Below are 22319 nucleotides of genomic sequence, written 5' to 3'. Positions count from 1 at the left end.
CGTGCGGCGCTCTAGCCGCGGTGCGGGTGCCGGTCCCAGAAGTCGGCGAGGCCCTGGGCCGTGGGCAGCGGCCGGTCCAGGTTGGGGGAGTGCTCGGCGTCCGGGACGACGGTCCGGTGGGCCTGCAGCCGCAGGGCCATCTCGTCCAGCAGCGGCACCGGCCAGGTGTCGTCCCGCGCACCCGACAGGACGTGGAACGGCAGTGGTACGGCGGCGAGTTCGGCGACGCGGTCGGGCTCCGCGCACAGCTGACGGCCCGTGGCGAGGAGCTGGGCGGGCTTGTGATTCAGCCAGCGCAGCCGCAACTGCTCCGGACTCCCGAACCCGCGGACCGGCCCGCCGACTTCCTCCGGCGGGCCCATCGCCACGATGGCCTCCCACACCTCGGGCATCGTCATCACGGCGAGCGCGTCGTGCAGCAGTTTCACCCGCAGCTTCTGCGACTCCGAGATCTCGGCCGGGCCCGAGGACATCAGGGTGAAGGACAGGAAGGGGGAGTGGTCCAGCAGGACCGCCGCACGGGCGACCTGGCCGCCCAGTGAGTGCCCGACCAGATGCACGGGGGTGCCGAGCGCCGCCGCCTGTGCGAGGACGTCCCGGGCCAACTCCTCGCGGGCGTAGGGTGCTTCGTCGTCCGCCGGCCCGTCTGACTCGTTCTGTCCGCGTCCGTCCACCGTGACCGTCCGGTAGCCGCGTGCCGCCAGGGGCCCGTGCAAGTCGTGGAAGTCCTCCTTGCTTCCGGTGAAGCCGGGCATCAGCAGCGCCACGCCCCGCTCCCCGGCACCGGGTGCCGGCGGAGAGTCGACGACGGCGAAGTCACCGCGCGTGGTCCGCAGCGCGTACGCGCGGGCACCGGGAGGCGGAGGGAACGAGGTCAAGGAGGGGGTCGGCCTGGTCACGTGCTGAGGCTACCCGCAGGCAGGGGCGGGAATGCCGACGGCCCGGCTCCTCCGTGGGGAGGAGCCGGGCCTTAAGTCCGTGCAGCCGGCCTGCGGCCGGGGCCGGTCAGCCGTCCGCGGGCTCCGCGGCGGCCGTCGCCTTACGGGTGCGACGCACCCTCGGCTTCGCCTCGGCGGCCTCGTCCGGGGCGGTGGCCGCGGTCTTCCGGGTGCGGCGCGGCTTCGCCTCCGCTTCCTCGGCCGTGGCCTGCGCCGGGATCTCGGCCGTCACCGGGGCGGTGGCGGTCTTGCGCGTGGTCCGGCGCGGCTTGGCCTCGGCCTCCACGGCTTCCGCGGGGGCGGCCGTCTTGGTGGCGGCCGTCTTGCGGGTGCGGCGGGGCTTGGCCTCGGTCGCTTCGGCGGTGTCCACGGCGGCTTCGGCCGTCACCGGGGCGGTGGCGGTCTTGCGCGTGGCCCGGCGCGGCTTGGCCTCGGCCTCCACGGCTTCCGCGGGGGCGGCCGTCTTGGTGGCGGCCGTCTTGCGGGTGCGGCGGGGCTTGGCCTCGGTCGCTTCGGCGGTGTCCACGGCGGCTTCGGCCGTCACCGGGGTGGCGGCGGTCTTGCGCGTGGTCCGGCGCGGCTTGGCCTCGGCCTCCACGGCGGTGGCCTGGGCCGGGATCTCGGCCGTGGCGGCCGTCTCCGGGGCCTCGGCGACCTTGCGCGTGGTCCGACGCCGGGGCTTGGTCTCGACCGCCTCGGCGGTGTCGACCGCGGTCTCCGCGGGGGCGGCCGTCTTGGTGGCGGCCGTCTTGCGGGTGCGGCGGGGCTTGGCCTCGACTGCTTCGGCGGTGTCCACGGCGGGCTCGGCCGTCACCGGGGCGGTGGCGGTCTTGCGCGTGGCCCGGCGCGGCTTGGCCTCGACCGCCTCAACCGTGTCGACCGCGGCTTCCGCGGGGGCGGCGGCCGTCTTGGTGGCGGCTGTCCTGCGGGTGCGGCGCGGCGTGGCCGCAGCCGTCTCGGCGGTGTCCACCGCGGTCTCCGCCGGGGTGGCGGCGGCCGTCCTGCGCGTGCGGCGAGGCTTGACCACAGCGGCCTCGGCGGCCTCGGGGGCCTCCGTCACCTCCGTGACCGGGGTCGTCCCGACGGTCTCGACCGTCTCGGCGACGGCCTCGGCGGCCGGAGCCGCGGCCGTGCTCCTGCGGATGCGGCGGCGCGGCGCGGCGGGGGCCTCGGGGGCCGCCTCCGTGCCCTCGGCCGTGGTCACGGCCGTTTCGGCGGACGGGGCCTGAGCCGACGTCAGCTCCGCGGCCTCGGCCGTCTCCGTGGCCGGGGTGGCCTCGGCGGACCGGCGGGTGCGGCGGCGGCGCGGCTTGGCCGGGGCGTCCGTGGCCTGCGGGGCCTCGGGGGCGTCCAGGGACGGGCCTTCCGCGGTCGTCAGGGCCGCCTCGGCGGCCTCCGGCGCGGCGGACGTCACCGTGGTCACGGCGGTCGCCTCGGCGGCCGCTCCGGCGCGCGTACGGCGTCGGCGGCGCGGGGTGCGGGACGCTGCGGCCTCCTCGGCGACGGGCGTCTGCTCCGTCGTGGAGACCTCCGGCGCCCCGTCGAGCACGGCCCCGCCGCGCGTACGGCGTCGGTGGCGCGGTGTACGGGCCGGACGCTCGCGCTCGGCGGAGTGGTCGGCGGAACGGGACTCGCCCCGGCCACCGCGCTCGGTCCGGCCGCCACGGCCACCGCGTGCACCGCGGCCGCCGCCCGGCTCGCCCAGGTCCTCCAGCTCCTCCGCGTCCAGCCCTGCGCGGGTGCGCTCGGAGCGGGGCAGGACACCCTTGGTGCCGGCGGGGATGCTCATCTCCTCGTAGAAGTGCGGGGAGGTGGAGTACGTCTCCGGCGGATCGTTGAACGAAAGCTCCAGCGCCTTGTTGATCAGCTGCCAGCGCGGGATGTCGTCCCAGTCGACGAGCGTGACCGCGATGCCCTTGGCGCCCGCGCGGCCCGTACGGCCGACGCGGTGCAGGTACGTCTTCTCGTCCTCGGGGGTCTGGTAGTTGATGACGTGGGTGACACCCTCGACGTCGATGCCGCGCGCGGCGACGTCGGTGCAGACGAGGACGTCCACCTTGCCGTTGCGGAAGGCGCGCAGCGCCTGCTCGCGCGCCCCCTGGCCGAGGTCGCCATGGACCGCGCCCGAGGCGAAGCCGCGCTGCTTGAGCTGGTCGGCGAGGTCGGCGGCGGTGCGCTTGGTACGGCAGAAGATCATGGCGAGGCCACGGCCCTCGGCCTGGAGGATGCGCGCGACCATCTCCGGCTTGTCCATGTTGTGCGCGCGGTACACGTGCTGCGAGATGTTCGCGACGGTCACGCCCTCGTCGTCCGGCGCGGTGGCGCGGATGTGCGTGGGCTGCGACATGTAGCGGCGGGCGAGTCCGATGACCGCGCCCGGCATGGTCGCCGAGAACAGCATGGTCTGGCGGCGCGCCGGCAGCAGGTTGATGATCTTCTCGACGTCGGGCAGGAAGCCCAGGTCGAGCATCTCGTCGGCCTCGTCGAGGACGAGGGACCTGATGTGCTGCAGGTTGAGCTTCTTCTGGCCCGCGAGGTCGAGGAGCCGGCCCGGGGTGCCGACGACGACGTCGACGCCCTTCTTGAGGGCCTCGACCTGGGGCTCGTAGGCCCGGCCGCCGTAGATGGCGAGGACGCGCACGTTGCGCACCTTGCCGGCCGTCAGCAGGTCGTTGGTGACCTGGGTGCACAGCTCGCGCGTGGGGACGACGACGAGCGCCTGCGGGGCCTCGGTGAGGTCCTCGGGCCGCGCGCGGCCGGCCTCGACGTCGGCGGGGACGGTCACGCGCTCGAGGAGCGGGAGTCCGAAGCCGAGCGTCTTTCCGGTGCCGGTCTTGGCCTGGCCGATGACGTCTGTGCCCGACAGGGCCACGGGGAGCGTCATCTCCTGGATGGGGAAGGGAGTGGTGATGCCGACGGCCTCCAGGGCCTCGGCGGTCTCGGGAAGGATTCCGAGCTCTCGGAACGTCGTAGTCAGGGTGCTGCCTCTTCTGTGTACGCGGTGCGAGGCGAGCGCGGGGGTCTTTGACGGACCGTGCCGGGGACGTCGGCTGCCTTACGGGCCAACCGCAGGGCGGCGAGCCGTATGACACGGGACCTCTGCCGACGCTCTAGCGCTCGTACCGCTGGAGGGTTCCCTCCGGTCGTCGTACGCGATGTGCCGTACGGCCGGGGAGGGCTGTCGGGTCGGAGCCGATCGGGCCACCGACCGGGCATCCTCATACGTGCGGCCCGTCGAATATTCGGCAGGCGCATTACCACCATACCCCGGAATCGCGCACACGCGATGGCCGATTCGGTCACGTTGTGGTTGTCACACCGTCGGACGTGGTCGTCCGCGTCGTCGTGGTCACACTGATTGACCAGGTACTTCCGGCGTGCGGCGAGCGGGCTATTGTGCGCTGCATGACCACCTCTGACAAGCCTGAGAACGCCCCCGAAGAGCCTGCCGAGTCCACCGGGTCCGCCGAGGCCGCCGAGACCGTCACGGGGATCGCCGCCCAGGACTGGGCGCGGGCCTCCGCCGATCCGCAGTACCGGGCCGCGGTCGTGGACCTGCTCGGCGCCCTCGCGTACGGCGAGCTGGCCGCGTTCGAGCGGCTCGCGGAGGACGCCAAGCTGGCGCCCACGCTGGAGGACAAGGCGGAGCTGGCGAAGATGGCCTCGGCCGAGTTCCATCACTTCGAGCGGCTGCGCGACCGGCTCACGGAGATCGGCGAGGAGCCGACCGCGGCCATGGAGCCGTTCGTGGCCGCGCTCGACGGCTTCCACCGGCAGACCGCGCCCTCGGACTGGCTGGAGGGCCTGGTCAAGGCGTACGTCGGCGACTCGATCGCCAGTGACTTCTACCGGGAGGTGGCGGTCCGCCTCGACAGCGACTCCCGCGCCCTGGTGCTCGCCGTGCTCGACGACACCGGGCACGCCGGCTTCGCCGTGGACCGCGTCCGCGCGGCGATCGACGCCGACCCGCGCGTGGGCGGACGGCTCGCCCTGTGGGCGCGCCGGCTGATGGGCGAGGCGCTGTCGCAGTCCCAGCGGGTGGTCGCCGACCGGGACGCGCTGTCGACGATGCTCGTGGGCGGTGTCGCGGACGGCTTCGACCTGGCCGAGGTCGGCCGGATGTTCTCCCGGATCACCGAGGCCCACACCAAGCGGATGGCCGCGCTGGGGCTCGCGGCCTGAGAGCCGCCGGGGGCCCCGGGAGGCTATGCCGGGGCCGAGCGGCGCCGCAGCCGGCCGGCCGGGCGCAGCAGCAGGGAGACCGAGGCGACGGAGAAGACCGCCGCTCCGATCAGGCTCGTCAGCAGGGTGCCGGAGCCCAGCGCGCTGTGGGTGACGAAGTCACCGAACAGGGCTCCGGCGACACCCGTCGCGAGGACGAGGGCGCGGACCGGCAGGCGGTGGGACAGGCGCTGGAGCGCCGCCCACGCGAGCGCGAGACCGAGCACAGCGGAGCCGAGCGCTTCCAAGATCATGTGGGTCCCTCCCGGGCGGCGGGCCGTGCACCAAGGTCACAGCCCGTCCTACCCGTGACCTGCGGAAGGCAATCCTCCTGTGGGGACCACTTGTGTGTCCTGTGGGCCCGGGGTGAACGTGCGAAGGGGCCCGGCGGTCGTAGCGACCACCGGGCCCCTTCTCGCGATGCGTGCGCAGCGTTCGTGCCTTGCTGCGCTCGTGCCTTACAGCGCGCCGAAGCCCACCTTGCGCGGGGCCGGCTCGCCCAGCTCGACGTAGGCCAGGCGGTCGGCCGGTACCAGGACCTTGCGGCCGTGCTGGTCCACGAGGCTGAGCAGCTGCGACTTGCCGGCCAGTGCGTCGGCCACCACGCGCTCGACTTCCTCGGGAGTCTGACCGCTCTCCAGAACGATCTCGCGGGGCGCGTGCTGCACGCCGATCTTGACCTCCACGGCTATGTCCCTCCGACGGTCATGGGGTGCGCGGGCGTCCGCGCCGTACGCTGCACACATTAGCCCGGTGAGGGGACGTACACGGCGCGGCCGTCCACGCCAGGAGCGAACAGCGGGCGGGAACAAACGGACGAGGCGCGCCGTGGGTCAGTGCTGATCGGTGCCGTGCAGCGGGAAGCCGGCGATGCCGCGCCACGCCAGCGAGGCCAGGAGCTGCACCGCCTGGTCGCGCGGGACGCTGCGGTCGCTGTGCAGCCAGGACCGGGCGACGACCTGGGCCAGCCCGCCCAGACCGGAGGCCAGCAGCATCGACTCGGGGCGGGAGAGGCCCGTGTCCTCCGCGATGACGTCGCAGATCGCCTCGGCGCACTCGTTGGTGACCTTGTCGACGCGCTCGCGCACGGCGGGCTCGTTCGTCAGGTCCGACTCGAAGACCAGGCGGAAGGCCCCGCCGTCGTCCTCGACGTACGCGAAATAGGCGTCCATCGTGGCGCGGACGCGATGCTTGTTGTCGGTGGTCGACGCGAGCGCGCCCCGCACCGCCTTGATCAGCGACTCGCAGTGCTGGTCCAGCAGGGCGAGGTAGAGGTCGAGCTTGCCCGGGAAGTGCTGGTACAGCACCGGCTTGCTGACGCCCGCCCGCTCGGCGATGTCGTCCATGGCGGCCGCGTGGTAGCCCTGCGCCACGAAGACCTCCTGGGCGGCGCCCAGCAGCTGATTCCGTCGGGCACGGCGCGGAAGGCGCGTACCTCGCGGGCGTGCCGCCTCTGTCTGCTCGATGGCTGTCACGCCGCCTCCCAAAGTCGTCCTCATGCGGTGAGCGCCGCGCCGCCATCGTACTTTTCGGTAACCGTGTGGCGCGCGGTGCGAGCGCAGAATTTCACGGACCGGACGATCGCAAAAGCGGTACAGAAGGTTTTGAAATGGTGCAGTCCGGGCAGAATCCTCTCTCGCTCCTGTTCGGGAGGCCGTCGTGGACGCCGTGACGTCGGCGGTGGTCACGTGAGCGGTGGTGACACGTCGGCGGTCGGTGGCGCGTCGGTGGCGCGTCAGTGGTCAGTGGTCAGTGGCGCGTCAGCGGTAGTCGTCCTCGTCCAGGGAGACGACGCGCGCCTGTTCGACGAGATCCGCCTCGTTCGCCCGCGCGGGGTCCACACCCTCCAGCGGCTCGTCGCGCCCCGGGGAGGCGTCTGCGTACTCCTCGGCGGCCGCGTTCTCCGGTGCCTCGACGTCGATCTCCCCGAAGTCGTCGTCCTCTTCCGCGAACGTCTCGGGGTCGGTGGGGTCAATCGCCATGGTGGGCTCCCTTCCAACGGACGCCCCCGTGAACACGCGGGGGCCACAAACGGGTGCCCTCGGTACGAGCCTAGGAGACACCCGTTTCGGACGCTATGCGATGTGCCCCCGAATCGCGCCGGTACCGACACCCGCCCCGCGCCCCTCTTGTGACGCCGAACACACATGGCCGCACGTGATCGTCTCGTAACATTGCCCGCATGTCTTCGACCGAGCTGCCGTCCGTGCCGCCCACCAGCGTGCTGCCGAAGACGGCCTCCGTCAGGGTCGCGGAGGGCGAGCGGCTGCGGTCCGTCGGTCTGCCGGGCGTCACCCTGACCGTCCGGTCCCGGCCCCCCGCGCGCGAGGGGCTCGAACCCGCTCTGTTCGTCCACGGCCTCGGCGGTTCCTCGCAGAACTGGTCCGCGCTGATGGCCGGGCTCGACGGGGCCGTGGCGAGCGAGGCCGTCGACCTGCCCGGCTTCGGCGACTCCCCGCCCCCGGACGACGGCAACTACTCGATCACCGCACACGCGCGTGCCGTGATCCGCTACCTCGACGCCTCCGCCCGCGGTCCCGTGCACCTCTTCGGCAACTCCCTCGGCGGCGCGGTGTCCACGCGCGTCGCCGCGGTGCGCCCCGACCTGGTCCGCACCCTGACCCTGGTCTCGCCGGCCCTGCCCGAGCTGCGCGTGCAGCGCACCGCCCTCCCGACCGGGCTCGCCGGCCTGCCCGGGGTGACCGCGCTCTTCAGCCGGCTCACCCGCGACTGGACGGCCGAGCAGCGCGTCAGAGGCGTCCTCGCGCTGTGCTACGGCGATCCCGGCCGCGTCTCCCCGGAGGCCTTCCGGCACGCCGTGGAGGAACTCGACCGGCGGCTGCAACTGCCCTACTTCTGGGACGCCATGACCCGCTCCACGCGCGGGCTGCTCAGCGCCTACACCCTGGGCGGCCAGCACGGGCTGTGGCGGCAGGCCGAGCGCGTTCTCGCCCCCACCCTGCTGATCTACGGCGGCCGCGACCAGCTCGTCGGCTTCCGTATGGCCCAGCGCGCCGCCCGCGCCTTCCGCGACTCCCGGCTGCTCACCCTCCCGGACGCCGGGCACGTGGCGATGATGGAGTACCCGGAGACGGTGGCCACCGCCTTCCGCGAGCTGCTCGCCGAGACCGCCGACGCGAAACCGGGGGGCTGAGACTCACGTGGGACGCCACAGTCGGCGTGGACCTGCGCCCAAGAGCGCACCCAAGGACTCCTCCCGTGCCTCCTCGGGAGCCCCCGGCCCGGTGGCGTCGGGGCGGCACCCCGACGGCACCCCGGTGCTGCTCCCCGACGGCACGCCGTCGCACGGGGTTCCCCGCCATCCCGACGGCACCCCCGCGCGCGGTGTCCCGCAGGTCCGCGGGGGGCACCCCGAGCAGCGGGAGGCGGGCGGCGGCTGGGGCGACCTGAGAGGGCGCCAGGCGGGTTCCCCCGGGCAGCCGGTGATACCGCGTCAGCGTCCGGTGCCGCCGCAGGGTCCGCGACCCGGTCCCCGCCAGGAGTACCTCGACGCCTTCGACCGCGGCGAGGGCGACGACGTCTTCACGCGCCCGGGACGGCCGTTCACGCCCACGCGCGCGTGGGGCACTCAGGCGTCCGGCGCCGGGGCGGGTGAACTGCGCGGGGGCGGCCTCTACGGTGGCGCTCCCGGCTCCGGGGCGGACGGCGACGCGCCGCCCGCCGGCGTACCCGCGGACGGCGGGGGCGCCAAGGGGCGGACCTTCACCGGGATCGCCGCCGCCGCGGTCACGACCGTGCTGGCCGTCGTGGTGGCCGGGCAGGTGACCGACGGGCGCGACGCCAACCGCGTCCGGTCGCAGACGGCCGCCGGGAGGGCCGCGGGCGGGGCACTGGAGTCCGGTGCGCCGAGCCCGTCCGTATCCCCCTCCGCGCCTGCCGTGGTGCCGCTGACCTACGACCAGAAGATGGCGACCAAGTACCCGCTGGACGCGAAGCTCAAGGGCTCCGGGAAGTTCGACGCGATCCCCGGCGTCGACAGGGCGCCGGGCAAGGGGCAGAAGTTCAGCTACCGGGTGGACGTGGAGCAGGGGCTCGGTCTCGACGGCGAGTTGTTCGCGCAGGCCGTACAGAAGACCCTCAACGACGACCGCAGCTGGGCGCACGGCAACGCGCGCACCTTCGAGCGGGTCTCCTCCGGAAAGCCGGACTTCGTCATCACCCTCGCCAGCCCCGGCACCACCGCGTTCTGGTGCGACAAGTCGGGTCTGGACACCACCGAGGACAACGTCTCCTGCGACTCGGCCGCCACCGAACGCGTCATGATCAATGCGTACAGATGGGCCCAGGGATCACGTACGTACGGTGACGCCATCCATGCGTACCGGCAGATGTTGATCAACCATGAAGTCGGCCACCGACTCGGGTACCACCACGAGAACTGCAGCAAGGACGGCGAGCTCGCCCCCGTCATGCAGCAGCAGACGAAGTTCCTGGACCACAACGGCATCCACTGTCTCCCCAACCCCTGGGTGTATCCCAAGGGTTGACAGGCGGTTCAGCGCGGGCGCGCGGGGCGCGGGGAGGCGGAGCCGGCCGGCTGAACGCACCGTGACGTTTCGCATCCGAGTGAACTCTTAGCGCGACCGAACGCGACCCGCACGGGAAAGTTACGACCGTTCACCCCTTTTGGTGGCGCGATGGACAACCGTCCGTCGCGCCACCGCCTTGTCCGCATACGTTCTTCCCGCTGTGAGCCGCCGGGTCAACGGCGGCTCCCCGGAGGGGAGATCGGGGGTGCGTGCGTGCGCATCGGACTGCTGACGGAGGGTGGTTATCCGTATGTGGGCGGTGACGCCGGACTCTGGTGCGACCGGCTCGTGCGCGGGCTCGGGCAGCACGAGTTCGACATCTACGCGCTCAGCGACGGACCGCACCGGGAGCGATCGGGTTGCCTCACCCTCCCGCCGCAGGTCAGGCGGGTGCGGACGGCACCGCTGTGGAAGGCCGAGGAGGACGGGGTCGCGTACGGACGGCGCGCACGCCGGCGCTTCACCGAGTGCTACGGCGACCTCGTGACCGCCCTCTGCGACGGCTCACCCGCCCAGGCGGACCGTTTCGCCAGCGCGCTCTACGGCCTGGCCGAACTTGCCCGGGACCAGCGCGGGCTCGTGGGAGCGCTCCGCTCGGAAGGCGCCGTCCGCGCCCTGGAGCGCGCCTGCCGTGCTCCCGGCGCGGTGCGCACGGCGCGCGAGGCGCGCGTACCCGAGCTGCTGACCGTCACCGGCCAACTCGAACGTGCCCTGCGCCCCCTCTCGCTCGACTGGTACGGGTCCGGCGGCCCGCACGAGGGCACCCTCGCCTCGGTGGACCTGTGCCACGCCGCCTCCGGCGGTCCCGCCGCCCTGCCCGGGCTCCTGGCCCGCCACTTCCACGACGTACCGCTGCTCGTGACGGAGCACGGCGTGCGCCTGCGGACGCACTACCTGAGCTCGGGGGCGCCCGGCGCGCCCGCCTCCGCAACGAGCCCCGCGGTCCGCGCCCTGCTCGCCGCCTTCCACGGCCTGCTCGCCGCCGAGACCTACCGGCAGGCGGCCCGCCTCGCCCCCGGCAACGCGCACGCCCGCCGCTGGCAGGAGCACTGCGGCGCCGATCGCGCCAAGGTGCGCACCATCCACCCGGGGATGGACGACACGCCCTTCGCGGACGTGGGCGACGCCCCGGACAACGCCGACCCGCACACCCTGGTCTGGGTCGGCCGCGTGGAACCGACGAAGGACCTGGTCTCCCTGCTGCACGCCTTCGCCCAGGTCCGTACCGAACAGCCGAGGGCCCGCCTGCGGATCGTCGGCACACCCGCCGGGCCCGAGGGCAGGGCCTACCTGGGGCACTGCCGGGTGCTGGCCGCCCAGCTCTTCCCCGACGAGGCCGAGGGCCCGCACGCCGTCGGCGACAACCCCGTGTCCTTCGAGGAGCTCGGCGGTCCGGAGGCCCCCACCCTCGCCGAGACCTACGCGGCCGGTGCCGTGGTCGTCCTGTCCAGCGTCGTCGAGGGCTTCCCGCTGGGGCTCGTGGAGGCGATGTTCTGCGGCCGGGCGACCGTGTCCACCGACGTCGGCGCCGTCGTCGAGGTCATCGGCGGCACCGGGCTCGTCGTCCCGCCGCGCAACCCGCGGGCCCTCGCGCAGGCGTGCGCGGCCTTGCTGCGCGATCCCGAGCGCCGTGCACGCCTGGGCGCGGCCGCCCGCGCCCGCGCGCTGGAACTCTTCACCGTCGAGCAGAACGTCGAGGCCTACCACGGCATCTACCTGGAGATCGTCTCCCAGTGCCCGGCCCTCGGGGCCGTCCTCGGCGAGGCCGGCGACCCCCGTCCGTTCGCCGTCCCCGCCGAGGCCCGACTGCCCGGCCGCTGGACCGGCCTGGGCGCCCGGGTCACGGCCCGCCGCGGCCCTGGCTGGACGGCGGGGCCGCCCGTGCGGGGGGCCTCGGCGCGCGGTGGGCCACCCCCGCAGGGCACCTCGGCCACCGCGGCCCCCCTCGCCGAGGGGGCGCGATGAGCGGCCTGGACGAACTCGACCGACCCGGTGACCCGCAGACCCCCGCCGCGCCCCGCCGCGGTGCCGGGGACCCCGTGAAGGCGCTGATGCACCGTCACCGGGACCTGTGCGAACGCGCCGTCGACCCGCTGGAGATCGCGGCGGGCCTGGAGGCGCACGGCGTCACCGACCGCACCGCTGCCCGCTTCCGGCACCGGGACGTCTTCTCCCTGGCCGAGGAGATGTACGCCCGTGTCCCGCGCGGCGACGACCCACCGCCGCCCCCCGCACCCACGGCCCTGCCGCGCCGCCGCCCGGACCGCACCCTGCTCACCCTGCTGCCGGGCGCCCTGTGCGCGGCGGCGCTGACCGGGCTGCGGTTCACCGACGGGCGGCCGCGCCTCCTCGTGGCCGTCGCCGGAGTCCTCGCCGTCACCCTCGTCCTGCGCCAGGTCCTCGCCAAGGGCCCGCTCGGCCCCCGCCGCGGCACCCGCCCCGGCCGGCGCCGGACCGCCGTCTGGACCGGCTGGCTCCTCGCCCACGCCGCCCTGGGCGAGGGTCTGCTGAGCGCCGCCGTGGCAGGGGGCCCCGACGGACCGCCCACCGGCGCACCGGACGGCCCATGGCCCTTCGCCGCCGTGCCCCTGCTCACCCTCACCCTGGCCTGCGCCCCCGCCGCCTGGTGCGCCCACCTCCTCACCGCCGGCGCCCGCCGCCGACTCGACGCCAGCCGCGGTCTGGAGGAGTTCAGCGCGTCCGTACAGCCGCTGCTGCTGGGTGTGTTCACCCTGTTCCTGGGCGCCCTCGGCGCGCTGACCGCCCTGTGCGCCGCGGCCCTGGACGAGCCGCCCCCGTACGCCCCCGTACTCACCCTGGGCGCCCTCCTCTTCCTCGCCCGCCTCCTCACGGCGCACGGCTTCCCCCACGTCCCCGCGGTCGTCCTCGCCGTCACGGGCACCGCCACGGCCCTCGCCCCGGCCACGGTCCTCGCGGGCCGCCTGCCCGGCTGCGGCGCTCTCGCCGTCCCGGTCGACACCCTCGTCACCGCCTGGGGGCCGGCGAGCGTTCCGGCCCTGCTCTGCGCGGCCGCCGCCCTGTCCCTGCTCGTCCACGCCGTCCGCGCCCTGAGCCGGGCCTCCGCCCACGCGCGAACGGCCCACCGGTGCTGACCGGCCCCGCCTCCCGCACCCCGGCCCGGACACCGGACCGCCGAGGCGGGCCGCCGCGGCCGACCGCCGGCCCCCGACCACCGCGCGCAGCGCCACCCCCACCGTGCGCCGACCGCACGACGCACGCGCTCCTCCATCCAGCCGCAGGCAACCGCAACACCCTCGAAGGAGAGAACAGATGACCACCTCCCGATCCGGAGCGACCGGAGCCACCGGGACACCCGCGGTCGCAGGAGCCCGCACGGCGACAGGAGCAGCCGCGACACCCGGAGCGAGCAAGGCCCACGCGGCCCCGGCAGGCGCAGCGCACACCGAGGGAGCCGCACGATGAGGGTCCTGCTCACCGGAGCCAACGGCTACCTCGGCCGCTTCGTCGCCGACCGCCTGCTCGCCGACCCGGCCGTCCAGCTCACCGCGCTCGGCCGCGGCGACGACGCCGACGTCCGCTTCGACCTCGCGTCCGGCAGCCCCGGCGCGCTCACCCGCTTCCTCGACGCGGTCCACCCCCAGGTCGTCGTCAACTGCGCCGGCGCCACCCGCGGCGGCGCCCGCGAACTCACCCGGCACAACACCGTCGCCGTCGCCACCGTCTGCGAGGCCCTGCGCCGCAGCGGCTGCGGCGCCCGGCTGGTGCAGGTCGGCTGCGGCGCCGAGTACGGCCCGAGCCAGCCGGGCTCCTCCACCGCCGAGGACGCCGTCCCCCGCCCCGGCGGCCCGTACGGCGTCAGCAAACTCGCCGCCACCGAACTCGTCCTCGGTTCCGGCCTGGACGCCGTCGTGCTCCGGGTGTTCTCCCCGGCCGGCCCCGGCACCCCGGCGGGATCACCCCTCGGGCGCCTCGCTGAGGCCATGCGCCGGGCCATGCAGTCCGGCGACGGCGAACTCAAACTCGGCGGACTCGGCGCCCAGCGCGACTTCGTCGACGTCCGCGACGTCGCCCGCGCCGTGCACGCGGCGTCCCTGTCCGCCGCCCAGGGCGTCATCAACATCGGCTCCGGGCGCGCCGTCCGGCTGCGCGACGCCGCCTCGATCCTCGCGCGCGTGGCCGGGTACGGCGGCGCCCTCCACGAACTCGACGGGCCGCCCGGCGCCCATCTGCGGCCGGCCATCGGACACCCCCGCGCCGACTCCGACCACGCGATCCCGGTCGCGTACCCGTACCCCGACGGCTGCGGCAGCTGGCAGCAGGCCGATGTGCGCACCGCCCGCGACCGGCTCGGCTGGCGCCCCCGGATCAATCTGGAGGAGTCCCTCGCCGATATCTGGATGGAGGCGGCATGTCGTATCTGACCGGCACGCCGACGGGGGCCGCAGGCACCGGGACCACCGACCTGCGCACGGGGCTCGGTGTGCCCGGCACGGCCCCCCCCTGCTCGCGCCGGCCGAGTGGGGCTCGCTCATCCGCGCGGGCGCGGCCCTGCACTGGGTCGACCTGAACGTCGCCGAGGGCCCGGGCGTCCGCCCCGACCCGCACTGCCTCCAGGCCGTGGGCGGGCTGCGCAACGCGGGCGTCCGCGTCCTCGGCCACCTCGACCTCGACCACGGCGAGCGCGCCTTCGCCGAGGTGCTCTCCGACGCGCGACGGCACCTCGACTGGTACCAGGTCGACGGCTTCCTCCTGGACCGCTGCCCGGCCGGACGCGCCGAGCTCCCCGCGGTCCGCCGCACGGTCGACGCCCTGCGCGCTCTGCGTGACACACCCCACATCGTCCTCGGCCACGGCACCCACCCGCACCCCGGCTACGCCGAGCACGCCGACCAACTGGTCACCTTCCACGGCTCCTGGAGCGACTACCGCTGGTCGCAGGTGGCCGAGTGGACCGCCGACCATCCGCCCGAGCGGTTCTGCCACTTGGTGCACGGCGTGCCCCGCGGCCATCTCGACGAGGCCCTGCGCATCGCCCGCTGGCAGGGCGCGGCCACGATCTGGTTCACGGATCGGGGTGACCGGGGCGGACTGGACGACCCCTGGGAGACCATGCCCGGCTACTGGGACGAAATCGTCTCGCGGATCGGAACGGGTGTCTCGGAATGAAGAAGGCCGTGGCAGTGTTACGGGGAGAACAACTGTAGTGATCGACCGACCAACGGAGTCCCCGTGTCGCTGCCACCCCTGGTCGAGCCAGCCGCTGAGCTCACCGTAGACGAGGTTCGCCGGTACTCCCGCCACCTGATCATCCCCGACGTCGGGATGGACGGGCAGAAGCGGCTGAAGAACGCCAAGGTGCTCTGCGTGGGCGCCGGCGGCCTGGGCTCGCCGGCGCTGATGTACCTGGCCGCGGCGGGTGTGGGCACGCTCGGCATCGTGGAGTTCGACGAGGTCGACGAGTCGAACCTGCAGCGCCAGATCATCCACAGCCAGGCCGACATCGGCCGCTCCAAGGCCGAGTCCGCGCGTGACTCGGTCCTCGGCATCAACCCGTACGTGAACGTGATCCTTCACGAGGAACGGCTCGAGGCCGAGAACGTGATGGACATCTTCAGCCAGTACGACCTGATCGTCGACGGCACGGACAACTTCGCGACCCGCTACCTGGTCAACGACGCGTGCGTGCTGCTGAACAAGCCGTACGTCTGGGGCTCCATCTACCGCTTCGACGGTCAGGCCTCGGTGTTCTGGTCCGAGCACGGCCCCTGCTACCGCTGCCTGTACCCGGAGCCCCCGCCGCCGGGCATGGTCCCCTCCTGCGCCGAGGGCGGCGTCCTGGGCGTGCTGTGCGCGTCCATCGGCTCCATCCAGGTCACCGAGGCCATCAAGGTCCTCACCGGCACCGGTGAGCCCCTGGTCGGCCGACTGATGATCTACGACGCCCTGGAGATGCAGTACCGCCAGGTCAAGGTCCGCAAGGACCCGAACTGCGCTGTCTGCGGCGAGAACCCGACCGTCACCGAGCTCATCGACTACGAGGCCTTCTGCGGCGTCGTCTCCGAGGAGGCCCAGCAGGCGGCCGCCGGCTCGACGATCACTCCCAAGCAGCTCAAGGAGTGGATCGACGACGGCGAGAACATCGAGATCATCGACGTCCGCGAGCCGAACGAGTACGAGATCGTCTCCATCCCGGGCGCCAGGCTGATCCCGAAGAACGAGTTCCTCCTGGGCACCGCCCTGGAGGGGCTGCCGCAGGACAAGAAGATCGTCTTGCACTGCAAGACGGGTGTCCGCAGTGCGGAAGTCCTGGCCGTCCTGAAGTCCGCGGGCTTCGCGGACGCCGTCCACGTCGGTGGCGGTGTCATCGGCTGGGTCAACCAGATCGAACCGAGCAAGCCGGTCTACTGACCCCGTCGGCAGGCGCGACTGCTTCGATCGGAGGGGGCTCCGGGTGCCACGAGTGCCCGGGGCCCCCTCCGTCGTCATGAGCAGACCTTGCCGTCCTGCGGCACCGTGCCCTTGAGCAGATAGGCGTTCACCGTCGCGTCCACGCAGTCGCTCCCGCTGCCGTACGCCACGTGCCCCTCGCCCTTCCAGGTGAGCAGCACCCCGACGCCCTCGCCGAGTTCGTCCGCCATCTTCCGGGCACCCTCGTACGGTGTCGCGGGGTCCCCGGTGTTGCCGACCAGCAGCAGGGGCGCCGCGCCCGGCGCGCTCACCTCCGGGGTGTCGTACTGCCCGGCCACCGGCCAGTCGTGACACCAGCCGGCCGTGTCCCAGCCCAGGAAGTCCCCGAAGACGGGCGAGATCCTCTCGAACTCCGGCAGCCGCTTCCTCGCCTCCTCGGCGGTCGGCCGCTGCTTGTCGTCCAAGCACGATATGGCCCGTTGCGCATGGGACGCCGTGCCGTAGTTCCCCGAGGAGTCCCGCTCGTTGTACGCGTCCGCGAGGGCGAGCAGCTCGGTGCCGTCACCCTGCTCCGCCGATTCCAGGGCGCTGGTCAGGGCCGGCCAGCTCTGCTCGCCGTACAGCGGCAGGACGATCCCGGTGACGGCGAGGGCCTGGTTCAGCCGCCGGCCCCCGGACGTCGGCAGTGGATCGCCGTCGAGCCGCTCCAGGAGGTCCGCGATCTTCGCGGTGCCCTGCTCGGGGTCCTGGCCCGTCGACTTCAGATAGTCGTCCAGCGCCCGCTGGAACCCCCTCGCCTGGTTCTCGGCATGGCCCACCGCGTCGGCGGTCGGGTCGACGACCGCGTCGAGGACCAGCCGCCCCACCTTCTCGGGGAACAGATGGGCGTACACGCCGCCGAGTTCGGTGCCGTAGGAGATGCCGAAGTAGTGCGTCTTCGCGTCGCCGAGAACCTGGCGCATCAGATCCATGTCACGGGCGGTGTCGGTGGTCGACACATGGGCCAGCAGATCGCCCGCGGCCTTCGCGCAGCCCCGGCCGAAGGCCGCGGCGTCCTGGAGGTACGCCTCTTCCTCGGTCGCGGTGTCCGGGGTGCTGTCGAGGGACTCGGCGGCCTGGATGTCCTTGTCGCGGCGGCAGCGGATGCCCTCGCTCCCGCCCACCCCGCGCGGGTCCCAGCTGACCAGGTCGTACCGCTCGCGGAGTGCGGAGAAGGTGGAGCCGTAGGACGGCAGGGTGGCCACGCCCGAGCCGCCGGGGCCGCCGAAGTTGAACAGCAGCGAGCCGATCCGCCCGCTGCCGCTGCCCCGGGACCTGGCGCGGATCAGCGCGAGACCGATGGTCTTTCCGCTCGGCTTCGACCAGTCCAGGGGCACCTTCATGGTGGCGCACTGCCACTCGCTGCCCGGAGCGGCCGTGTCCGCGCGAGCCCGGCAGCGCCCCCAGTCCAACTGCTGCCCGGTGAGCGATGCCGGCAGGGCCGTCGGCGCCGTACCCGATGAACCCACGGACGGCCGTGCGTCGGCCGACGGCCGCTTGCCGTCCTCCCCGCCGCCCGAGGAGCCGCCGGCGCAGCCCGCCGCGAGCAGCGCCGCGGCGGCTCCCAGAGCCGTCCACCGTAGGAATCGCGCCATGTGCCCTACCCCCTTGCTGACCGTCCGCGCCGGGTGGCGGGACGGCTGTCAGGCCATGGTAGGCCGCGGGCGGCCCACCCGTCGGAGCCTGTGGATAACGCTGTGACCAGCGGTTTCCAGGGAAGTGGGAGGGGTGCGGGGAGTGCGCTGCGCGGGGGCGGTCAGGAGCAGACGGTGCCGACGGTCGGCACCTTGCCCTCCAGCAGATAGCCGTCCACGGCCGCCTGCACACACCTGTTCTTGCTGCCGTAGGCGCCGTGCCCCTGCCCCCGGTAGGTCAGCTCCACGCCGACGCCCTTGCCCAGCGCCGTCGCCATCCTGCGCGCCCCCTCGTACGGGGTCGCAGGGTCGCCGGTGTTGCCCACGACGAGGATGGGCGCCGAGCCGGGCGCATGGACGTCCGGGTGGTCGGCGGCGCCCGGCACGGCCCAGCCGGTGCAGCCCACCATGGACCAGGCCAGGAAGTCCCCGAACAGGGGTGAGGCGGCGCGGAACTGCGGCACCTTCGCCTCGACCTGCTCGGCGGAGTAGCGGGGCCGGTCGTCGGAGCAGTTGATGGCGGTGTTCGCGGCGGCGATGTTGCTGTACTCGCCGTTGGCGCTGCGGCCGTTCATGGAGTCGGACAGCAGCATCAGGATCCTGCCGTCCCCGTCGTAGGCCTGCTCCAGGCCCTCGGTCAGGTACTCCCAGAAGTCCTTGGAGTACAGCGACTGCGCGATGCCGTTGGTGGCGGCGCTCTGGGTCAGGACGCGGGGGAAGACGCCGGGGATCGGTCTGGCCTCGAGACGTCTCAGCAGGGCGGCGATCCGGTCCCGCACGTCCTGCGGGGTGTCGCCGACCGGGCAGCCCCCGGCCCGGGACGTGCAGTCCTCGGCGAAGTTGTCGAGCGCGAGCTGGAAGCCCCTGGCCTGGCCGAGGGCCCCCTGCTCCGACGTCTGCGTGGGGTCCACGACCGCGTCGAACACCGCCCGCCCCACGTTCTTCGGGAACAGATGGGCGTACACGCCGCCGAGTTCGGTGCCGTAGGAGATGCCGAAGTAGTGCAGCTTCGTGTCGCCGAGGATCTGGCGCATCAGGTCCATGTCACGGGCCGCGTCGGTGGTGCGGACATGCGGAAGCATCCTCCCGGAGTGCTTGCGGCAGGCCGCGTTGAACGCCTCGGTGTTGTCGAGCAGCGCGGCGCGCTCGGCGGCGTCGTCGGGGGTCATGTCCTGCTGGAAGTACGCGTCGAGCTGCTGGTCGTTCTCGCACTTCACCCCCGCGCTGCGGCCGACCCCGCGCGGGTCGAAGCTCACCAGGTCGTAGCGGGTGCGCAGGGTCGTGTAGTCCTCGCCGAACGCCGGCAGGGTGCTGACGCCCGAGCCGCCGGGCCCGCCGAAGTTGAACACCAGCGACCCGATCCGCCGGGCCGGGTCCCCGCTCGCCTCGGCCCGGATCAGCGCGATCTTGACGGTGTCGCCTTCGGGGTCGGCCCAGTCCCGGGGCGCCTTCATCGTGGCGCACTGCCAGTGGTCGCCGTCCGGCAGCGGGGACGGGGCGGTGCCGCCGCCCTCGGAGGCGGACGGGGCCGGGCAGTCCTCCCAGTGGAGCTTCTGCGCCGTCAGGTCCTCGTCCCCGGCGTCCTCGCCGCAGCCCGCCAGCGCGGAGGTCAGCAGCAGAGCGGTCGCGGTCAGGGCGGCGGCGCGCAGACGGGCGGGGTTCGGCATGGTCCCATCGTGGGCTCGGGCCCGCCCCCGCGCGCGGGGCAGCGGCCGTACGAGCTACGCCGTACCGCTCGGACGCACGCCGGTCCTGGACGGTCGGTGTCCCGAGGGGCTCAGAGCGCGCCCTTGCGGCTCAGCTGGTTGAAGGCCAGCCAGCCCGGCAGTACCGGGAGCCACAGCGTCAGCAGCCGGAAGAGCAGCACCGCGGGGGCGGCCACCTCCTTGGGCAGTCCCACCGCGATCAGACCGACCGTCAGCGTCGCCTCGACCGCTCCCACACCGCCCGGCGTCGGAGCGGCGGAGCCCAGCGCGTTGCCGGCGAGGAAGACGACCGCGACGCTGGCGATGCTGATGGAGGACGATTCGGTGCCGAACGCGCGGATCGAGGCGTCCAGGCACATCACGAAGCAGAACGTCAGCAGCAGCATGCCGCCGATGCCGGTGACCAGCTTCTGCGGCCGCTGCAGCACGTCCAGCATCCGCGGCACCACACCCGCGAACAGCGACCTCACGCGCGTGACGACGAATTTCCGCAGGAACGGCACCGACGTCACCACCAGCACCAGCACCGCCACCGTCAGCAGACCCGCGATGACCGTGCGGGACGGCGACAGCGACGGGGTCTTCTCGGTACCCGTCAGATAGCCGAACGACAGCAGCATCAGGATGTGGCAGCCGAGCCCGAACAACTGCGACGCGCCGACACTCGCCACCGCGAGACCCGGGCGCACCCCCGAACGCTGCAGGAACCGCGTGTTGAGCGCGACCCCGCCGACCGCGGCCGGGGCCACGATCTTCACGAACGACCCCGCCACCTGCGCGGCGACCGTTCGCGGGAACGGCACCCGCTCCGGCACGAACCCCAGCAGGGCCATCGCGGCGGCGACATAGCTCAGCGCCGAGAACAGCACGGCCGCCGCGACCCAGCCCCACTGGGCGTTGGCGACGAGCGGACCGAACTCGATGTGCGTGAGCTGCGTCAGCAGGAAGTACGCGCCGATCGCACCGGCGATGAGGCTCATCAGGGTGCGCGGCCGTACCCGCTCCAGCCGGGCCGGCTCGACCGGGGCCTGGGGCCGGATCCGCAGCACCTGATGCCGGATCTGGGTCAGCAGATCCTCCTCGCGCGCCTCCTCCAGTGCCTCGTCGATGGCCCGCTTCTCGGCACGCGCCTGTGCCCGTACGGCCTTCTTCTCGTCCTTCTCGGAGACCGGTCCCGGCTCGTGCCCCGCGTCCAGCCGGGCCTGCTTGGCCTGCCGGGACGCCTCCAGGACCGCCTCGCGCTCGCGCTGCGCCCGCTCCCGGGCGAGCCGGCGCAGCGTCGCGCGCGTGGAGCGGCTGAGGGCGATGGGCTGGAGCATCGGCAGACAGTCCGCCACCGCGTCCGGGCCGAGCACGCCCACCGCCGAGGAGACCGCCCGCTCCGCGCCCACGCGCAACCCCAGCGTCACGAGCAGCTGGGAGATGTCCATGCGGAGCAGCAGATCACCGGCCGCGATCTCGCCGACGCGCAGATCGGTGAGGATCACCGTGCCGGAACGATCCACCAGGACGGCGTCCCCCACCAGCCGGCGGTGTGCGATCCGCCGGGACTGCAGGGCGCGCACCTGGTGCCAGGTGTCGCGCAGCAGGTCGTCGGTGATCTCCTCGTCCGCCAGCGAGTCCAGCGTGCGCCCGCCGGTGTGCTCGTAGACCAGCATCACGGCGTCGGGGCCGAGCTCGGAGGTGGCGATCAGCTTGGGGGCGTTGGCGCCCGCCGCGATCGCCGCGTAGGCGAGCAGCGCCTCCTGCTCCAGCGCCTGGCGCAGCGACTGCAGGCTGCTGCGGGTGGCGAAGCCACGCAGGGTCAGGTTGCGCCACGCGCGGTAGAAGAACCCCTGTGCCTGCTGCTCACGGTCGACCACGGTGACGTCCAGCGGCGGGCCGTCCTCCAGGGTGACGAAGTAGCGCCGGCCGCGGTCGCCGGTCTCGGAGGCGTCCGGCGCCTCCTCACGGGCCGCACTCACGGGATGGAAGCCCACGTGCCGCAGGCCCGCCATCAGCGTCCGTCCCGTGGGCCGCACGTTGGGCGAGCCGACCGCGTACAGCGTGCCGTAGGCGACGGTCCAGCCGATCAGCACCGTCAGGATGATCGAGAACGGCGTGGTGTAACCGGTGACCAGCATCGAGAACGCGTCGAGGAGCAGCACCATCCACAGCACCGCGCGCCAGCGCGGCCGGCGTGACATGCCGACGGCCGTCATATAGGCGATGACGGGTGCGAGATAGCCGTGCACCGGGTCCGTCAGGGCGTGGATGTCACCGGGGGAGGGCTGGGTGAGCGCCTCCTGGATCGAGTCGGGGGCCGCCTTGGCGACCCAGAGGTCGGTGGCGAGTGTCACACCGTGCGCGAGGACGGCGGCGAGCACGCCGTCGGCGATGCGCAGCCCGTCCCGTTTGATCAGCCGCTCGATGGCGAAGGCCACCGGCACCAGCAGGATCGCGATGCTGGACGCCAGTCCCGCGATCTTGATGAGCAGGTCGGGCGCCTGACCGGTGCCCTTGTTGATGTCCTGTTCGAGGCCCGAGGTCGTTCCGTGTGCGAAGGCGGCGATGCCCAGCAGCACGATGACGGCCAGCACGCCCACCAGCAGACGCATGAGGTCGGAGGGGCGGTGCACGCGCGCGGGGAGCAGCGGTTCGTCGCCCTCGACCTCGTCGCTGTGCACGTCGTTCGACGACGCGTCGAGCGGCTCCTGCGGGGCGCCCCCCTCCTCGGGGGTTTCGGGGCTCACCGGATCCTCGGGACCGTCCGGGCGCGACGCAGCGTCAGAGGTGCCCTCCGCGTCCTCGGGATGCACACCCTGCTGCTTCATCGTCTCTTCTTGATCTCGTATCACCGGT

Annotated in this window: 16 protein-coding genes and 1 pseudogene; 8 read left to right on the top strand and 9 right to left on the bottom strand. The window is 73.4% G+C overall.

Features of this window, described 5'->3' with window-relative positions; genetic code table 11:
• Positions 1 to 11 precede the first annotated feature (11 nt).
• A complete protein-coding gene (locus U5640_RS15245; protein WP_340376342.1) occupies positions 12 to 899 on the bottom strand; it encodes an alpha/beta hydrolase in 888 nt (295 codons plus the stop codon).
• A gap of 106 nt (positions 900 to 1005) precedes the next feature.
• Positions 1006 to 3822, bottom strand: coding sequence for a DEAD/DEAH box helicase (locus U5640_RS15240; protein ID WP_340376341.1), 2817 nt, complete (start codon positions 3820 to 3822; stop codon positions 1006 to 1008).
• A gap of 521 nt (positions 3823 to 4343) precedes the next feature.
• Between U5640_RS15240 and U5640_RS15235 the strand changes: the two genes are divergently transcribed.
• On the top strand, positions 4344 to 5120 hold the full coding sequence (locus U5640_RS15235; RefSeq protein WP_340376340.1) for a ferritin-like fold-containing protein: 777 nt from the start codon (positions 4344 to 4346) through the stop codon (positions 5118 to 5120).
• 23 nt (positions 5121 to 5143) lie between these two features.
• On the opposite strand, the gene U5640_RS15230 is transcribed toward U5640_RS15235, so the two are convergent.
• The 4 genes from U5640_RS15230 to U5640_RS15215 form a co-directional block, all read right to left on the bottom strand.
• Positions 5144 to 5413, bottom strand: a complete 270-nt coding sequence (locus U5640_RS15230; protein WP_340376339.1) for a hypothetical protein — start codon at positions 5411 to 5413, stop codon at positions 5144 to 5146.
• Between the two features lie 204 nt (positions 5414 to 5617).
• Positions 5618 to 5845: a DUF3107 domain-containing protein gene (locus U5640_RS15225; RefSeq protein ID WP_067248221.1), complete on the bottom strand. Its 228-nt coding sequence runs from the start codon at positions 5843 to 5845 to the stop codon at positions 5618 to 5620.
• Between the two features lie 147 nt (positions 5846 to 5992).
• Positions 5993 to 6634, bottom strand: a complete 642-nt coding sequence (locus U5640_RS15220; protein ID WP_340376338.1) for a TetR/AcrR family transcriptional regulator — start codon at positions 6632 to 6634, stop codon at positions 5993 to 5995.
• Positions 6635 to 6919: 285 nt separating this feature from the next.
• Positions 6920 to 7141 (bottom strand): hypothetical protein, encoded by a 222-nt coding sequence (locus U5640_RS15215; protein WP_340376337.1) that lies wholly within the window; start codon positions 7139 to 7141, stop codon positions 6920 to 6922.
• Positions 7142 to 7341: 200 nt separating this feature from the next.
• Between U5640_RS15215 and U5640_RS15210 the strand changes: the two genes are divergently transcribed.
• The 7 genes and pseudogenes from U5640_RS15210 to moeZ all read left to right on the top strand — a co-directional run bounded on the left by U5640_RS15210 (position 7342) and on the right by moeZ (position 16099).
• A complete protein-coding gene (locus tag U5640_RS15210; RefSeq protein ID WP_340376336.1) occupies positions 7342 to 8313 on the top strand; it encodes an alpha/beta hydrolase in 972 nt (323 codons plus the stop codon).
• Between the two features lie 91 nt (positions 8314 to 8404).
• Positions 8405 to 9667, top strand: a complete 1263-nt coding sequence (locus tag U5640_RS15205; RefSeq protein ID WP_340376335.1) for a DUF3152 domain-containing protein — start codon at positions 8405 to 8407, stop codon at positions 9665 to 9667.
• Between the two features lie 255 nt (positions 9668 to 9922).
• Complete coding sequence (locus U5640_RS15200) at positions 9923 to 11674, top strand: DUF3492 domain-containing protein (RefSeq protein WP_340376334.1); 1752 nt, start codon at positions 9923 to 9925, stop codon at positions 11672 to 11674.
• Positions 11671 to 12822 (top strand): hypothetical protein, encoded by a 1152-nt coding sequence (locus tag U5640_RS15195; protein ID WP_340376333.1) that lies wholly within the window; start codon positions 11671 to 11673, stop codon positions 12820 to 12822. The genes U5640_RS15200 and U5640_RS15195 overlap by 4 nt, the downstream gene beginning before the upstream one ends.
• Positions 12823 to 13149: 327 nt before the next feature.
• On the top strand, positions 13150 to 14112 hold the full coding sequence (locus tag U5640_RS15190) for an NAD-dependent epimerase/dehydratase family protein (protein ID WP_340376332.1): 963 nt from the start codon (positions 13150 to 13152) through the stop codon (positions 14110 to 14112).
• Positions 14100 to 14857: pseudogene (locus U5640_RS15185) on the top strand (spherulation-specific family 4 protein). The gene U5640_RS15190 and the pseudogene U5640_RS15185 overlap by 13 nt, the downstream one beginning before the upstream one ends.
• 63 nt (positions 14858 to 14920) lie before the next feature.
• Positions 14921 to 16099, top strand: coding sequence for an adenylyltransferase/sulfurtransferase MoeZ (gene moeZ, locus U5640_RS15180; protein ID WP_340376331.1), 1179 nt, complete (start codon positions 14921 to 14923; stop codon positions 16097 to 16099).
• 74 nt (positions 16100 to 16173) lie between these two features.
• On the opposite strand, the gene U5640_RS15175 is transcribed toward moeZ, so the two are convergent.
• The 3 genes from U5640_RS15175 to U5640_RS15165 form a co-directional block, all read right to left on the bottom strand.
• The gene (locus U5640_RS15175; protein ID WP_340376330.1) at positions 16174 to 17733 is read right to left on the bottom strand and encodes an alpha/beta hydrolase; all 1560 of its coding nucleotides are present in this window, start codon (positions 17731 to 17733) and stop codon (positions 16174 to 16176) included.
• A gap of 161 nt (positions 17734 to 17894) precedes the next feature.
• On the bottom strand, positions 17895 to 19439 hold the full coding sequence (locus U5640_RS15170; protein ID WP_340376329.1) for an alpha/beta hydrolase: 1545 nt from the start codon (positions 19437 to 19439) through the stop codon (positions 17895 to 17897).
• Between the two features lie 110 nt (positions 19440 to 19549).
• Positions 19550 to 22291, bottom strand: a complete 2742-nt coding sequence (locus tag U5640_RS15165; RefSeq protein WP_340376328.1) for a lysylphosphatidylglycerol synthase domain-containing protein — start codon at positions 22289 to 22291, stop codon at positions 19550 to 19552.
• Positions 22292 to 22319 lie beyond the last annotated feature (28 nt).

The organism is Streptomyces sp. SS7 (assembly GCF_037993025.1).
Taxonomy (GTDB): domain Bacteria; phylum Actinomycetota; class Actinomycetes; order Streptomycetales; family Streptomycetaceae; genus Streptomyces.
This window is presented reverse-complemented; position numbering and strand designations above follow the sequence as displayed.

Bases quoted from the DNA above. Each gene is read 5' to 3' on its own strand.
- U5640_RS15240 (WP_340376341.1), bottom strand. From the start codon at position 3,822: ATGACGCTCCCCGTGGCCCTGTCGGGCACAGACGTCATCGGCCAGGCC.
- U5640_RS15235 (WP_340376340.1), top strand. From the start codon at position 4,344: ATGACCACCTCTGACAAGCCTGAGAACGCCCCCGAAGAGCCTGCCGAG.
- U5640_RS15230 (WP_340376339.1), bottom strand. From the start codon at position 5,413: ATGATCTTGGAAGCGCTCGGCTCCGCTGTGCTCGGTCTCGCGCTCGCG.
- U5640_RS15215 (WP_340376337.1), bottom strand. From the start codon at position 7,141: ATGGCGATTGACCCCACCGACCCCGAGACGTTCGCGGAAGAGGACGAC.
- U5640_RS15210 (WP_340376336.1), top strand. From the start codon at position 7,342: ATGTCTTCGACCGAGCTGCCGTCCGTGCCGCCCACCAGCGTGCTGCCG.
- U5640_RS15195 (WP_340376333.1), top strand. From the start codon at position 11,671: ATGAGCGGCCTGGACGAACTCGACCGACCCGGTGACCCGCAGACCCCC.
- U5640_RS15190 (WP_340376332.1), top strand. From the start codon at position 13,150: ATGAGGGTCCTGCTCACCGGAGCCAACGGCTACCTCGGCCGCTTCGTC.
- U5640_RS15175 (WP_340376330.1), bottom strand. From the start codon at position 17,733: ATGGCGCGATTCCTACGGTGGACGGCTCTGGGAGCCGCCGCGGCGCTG.
- U5640_RS15170 (WP_340376329.1), bottom strand. From the start codon at position 19,439: ATGCCGAACCCCGCCCGTCTGCGCGCCGCCGCCCTGACCGCGACCGCT.
- U5640_RS15165 (WP_340376328.1), bottom strand. From the start codon at position 22,291: ATGAAGCAGCAGGGTGTGCATCCCGAGGACGCGGAGGGCACCTCTGAC.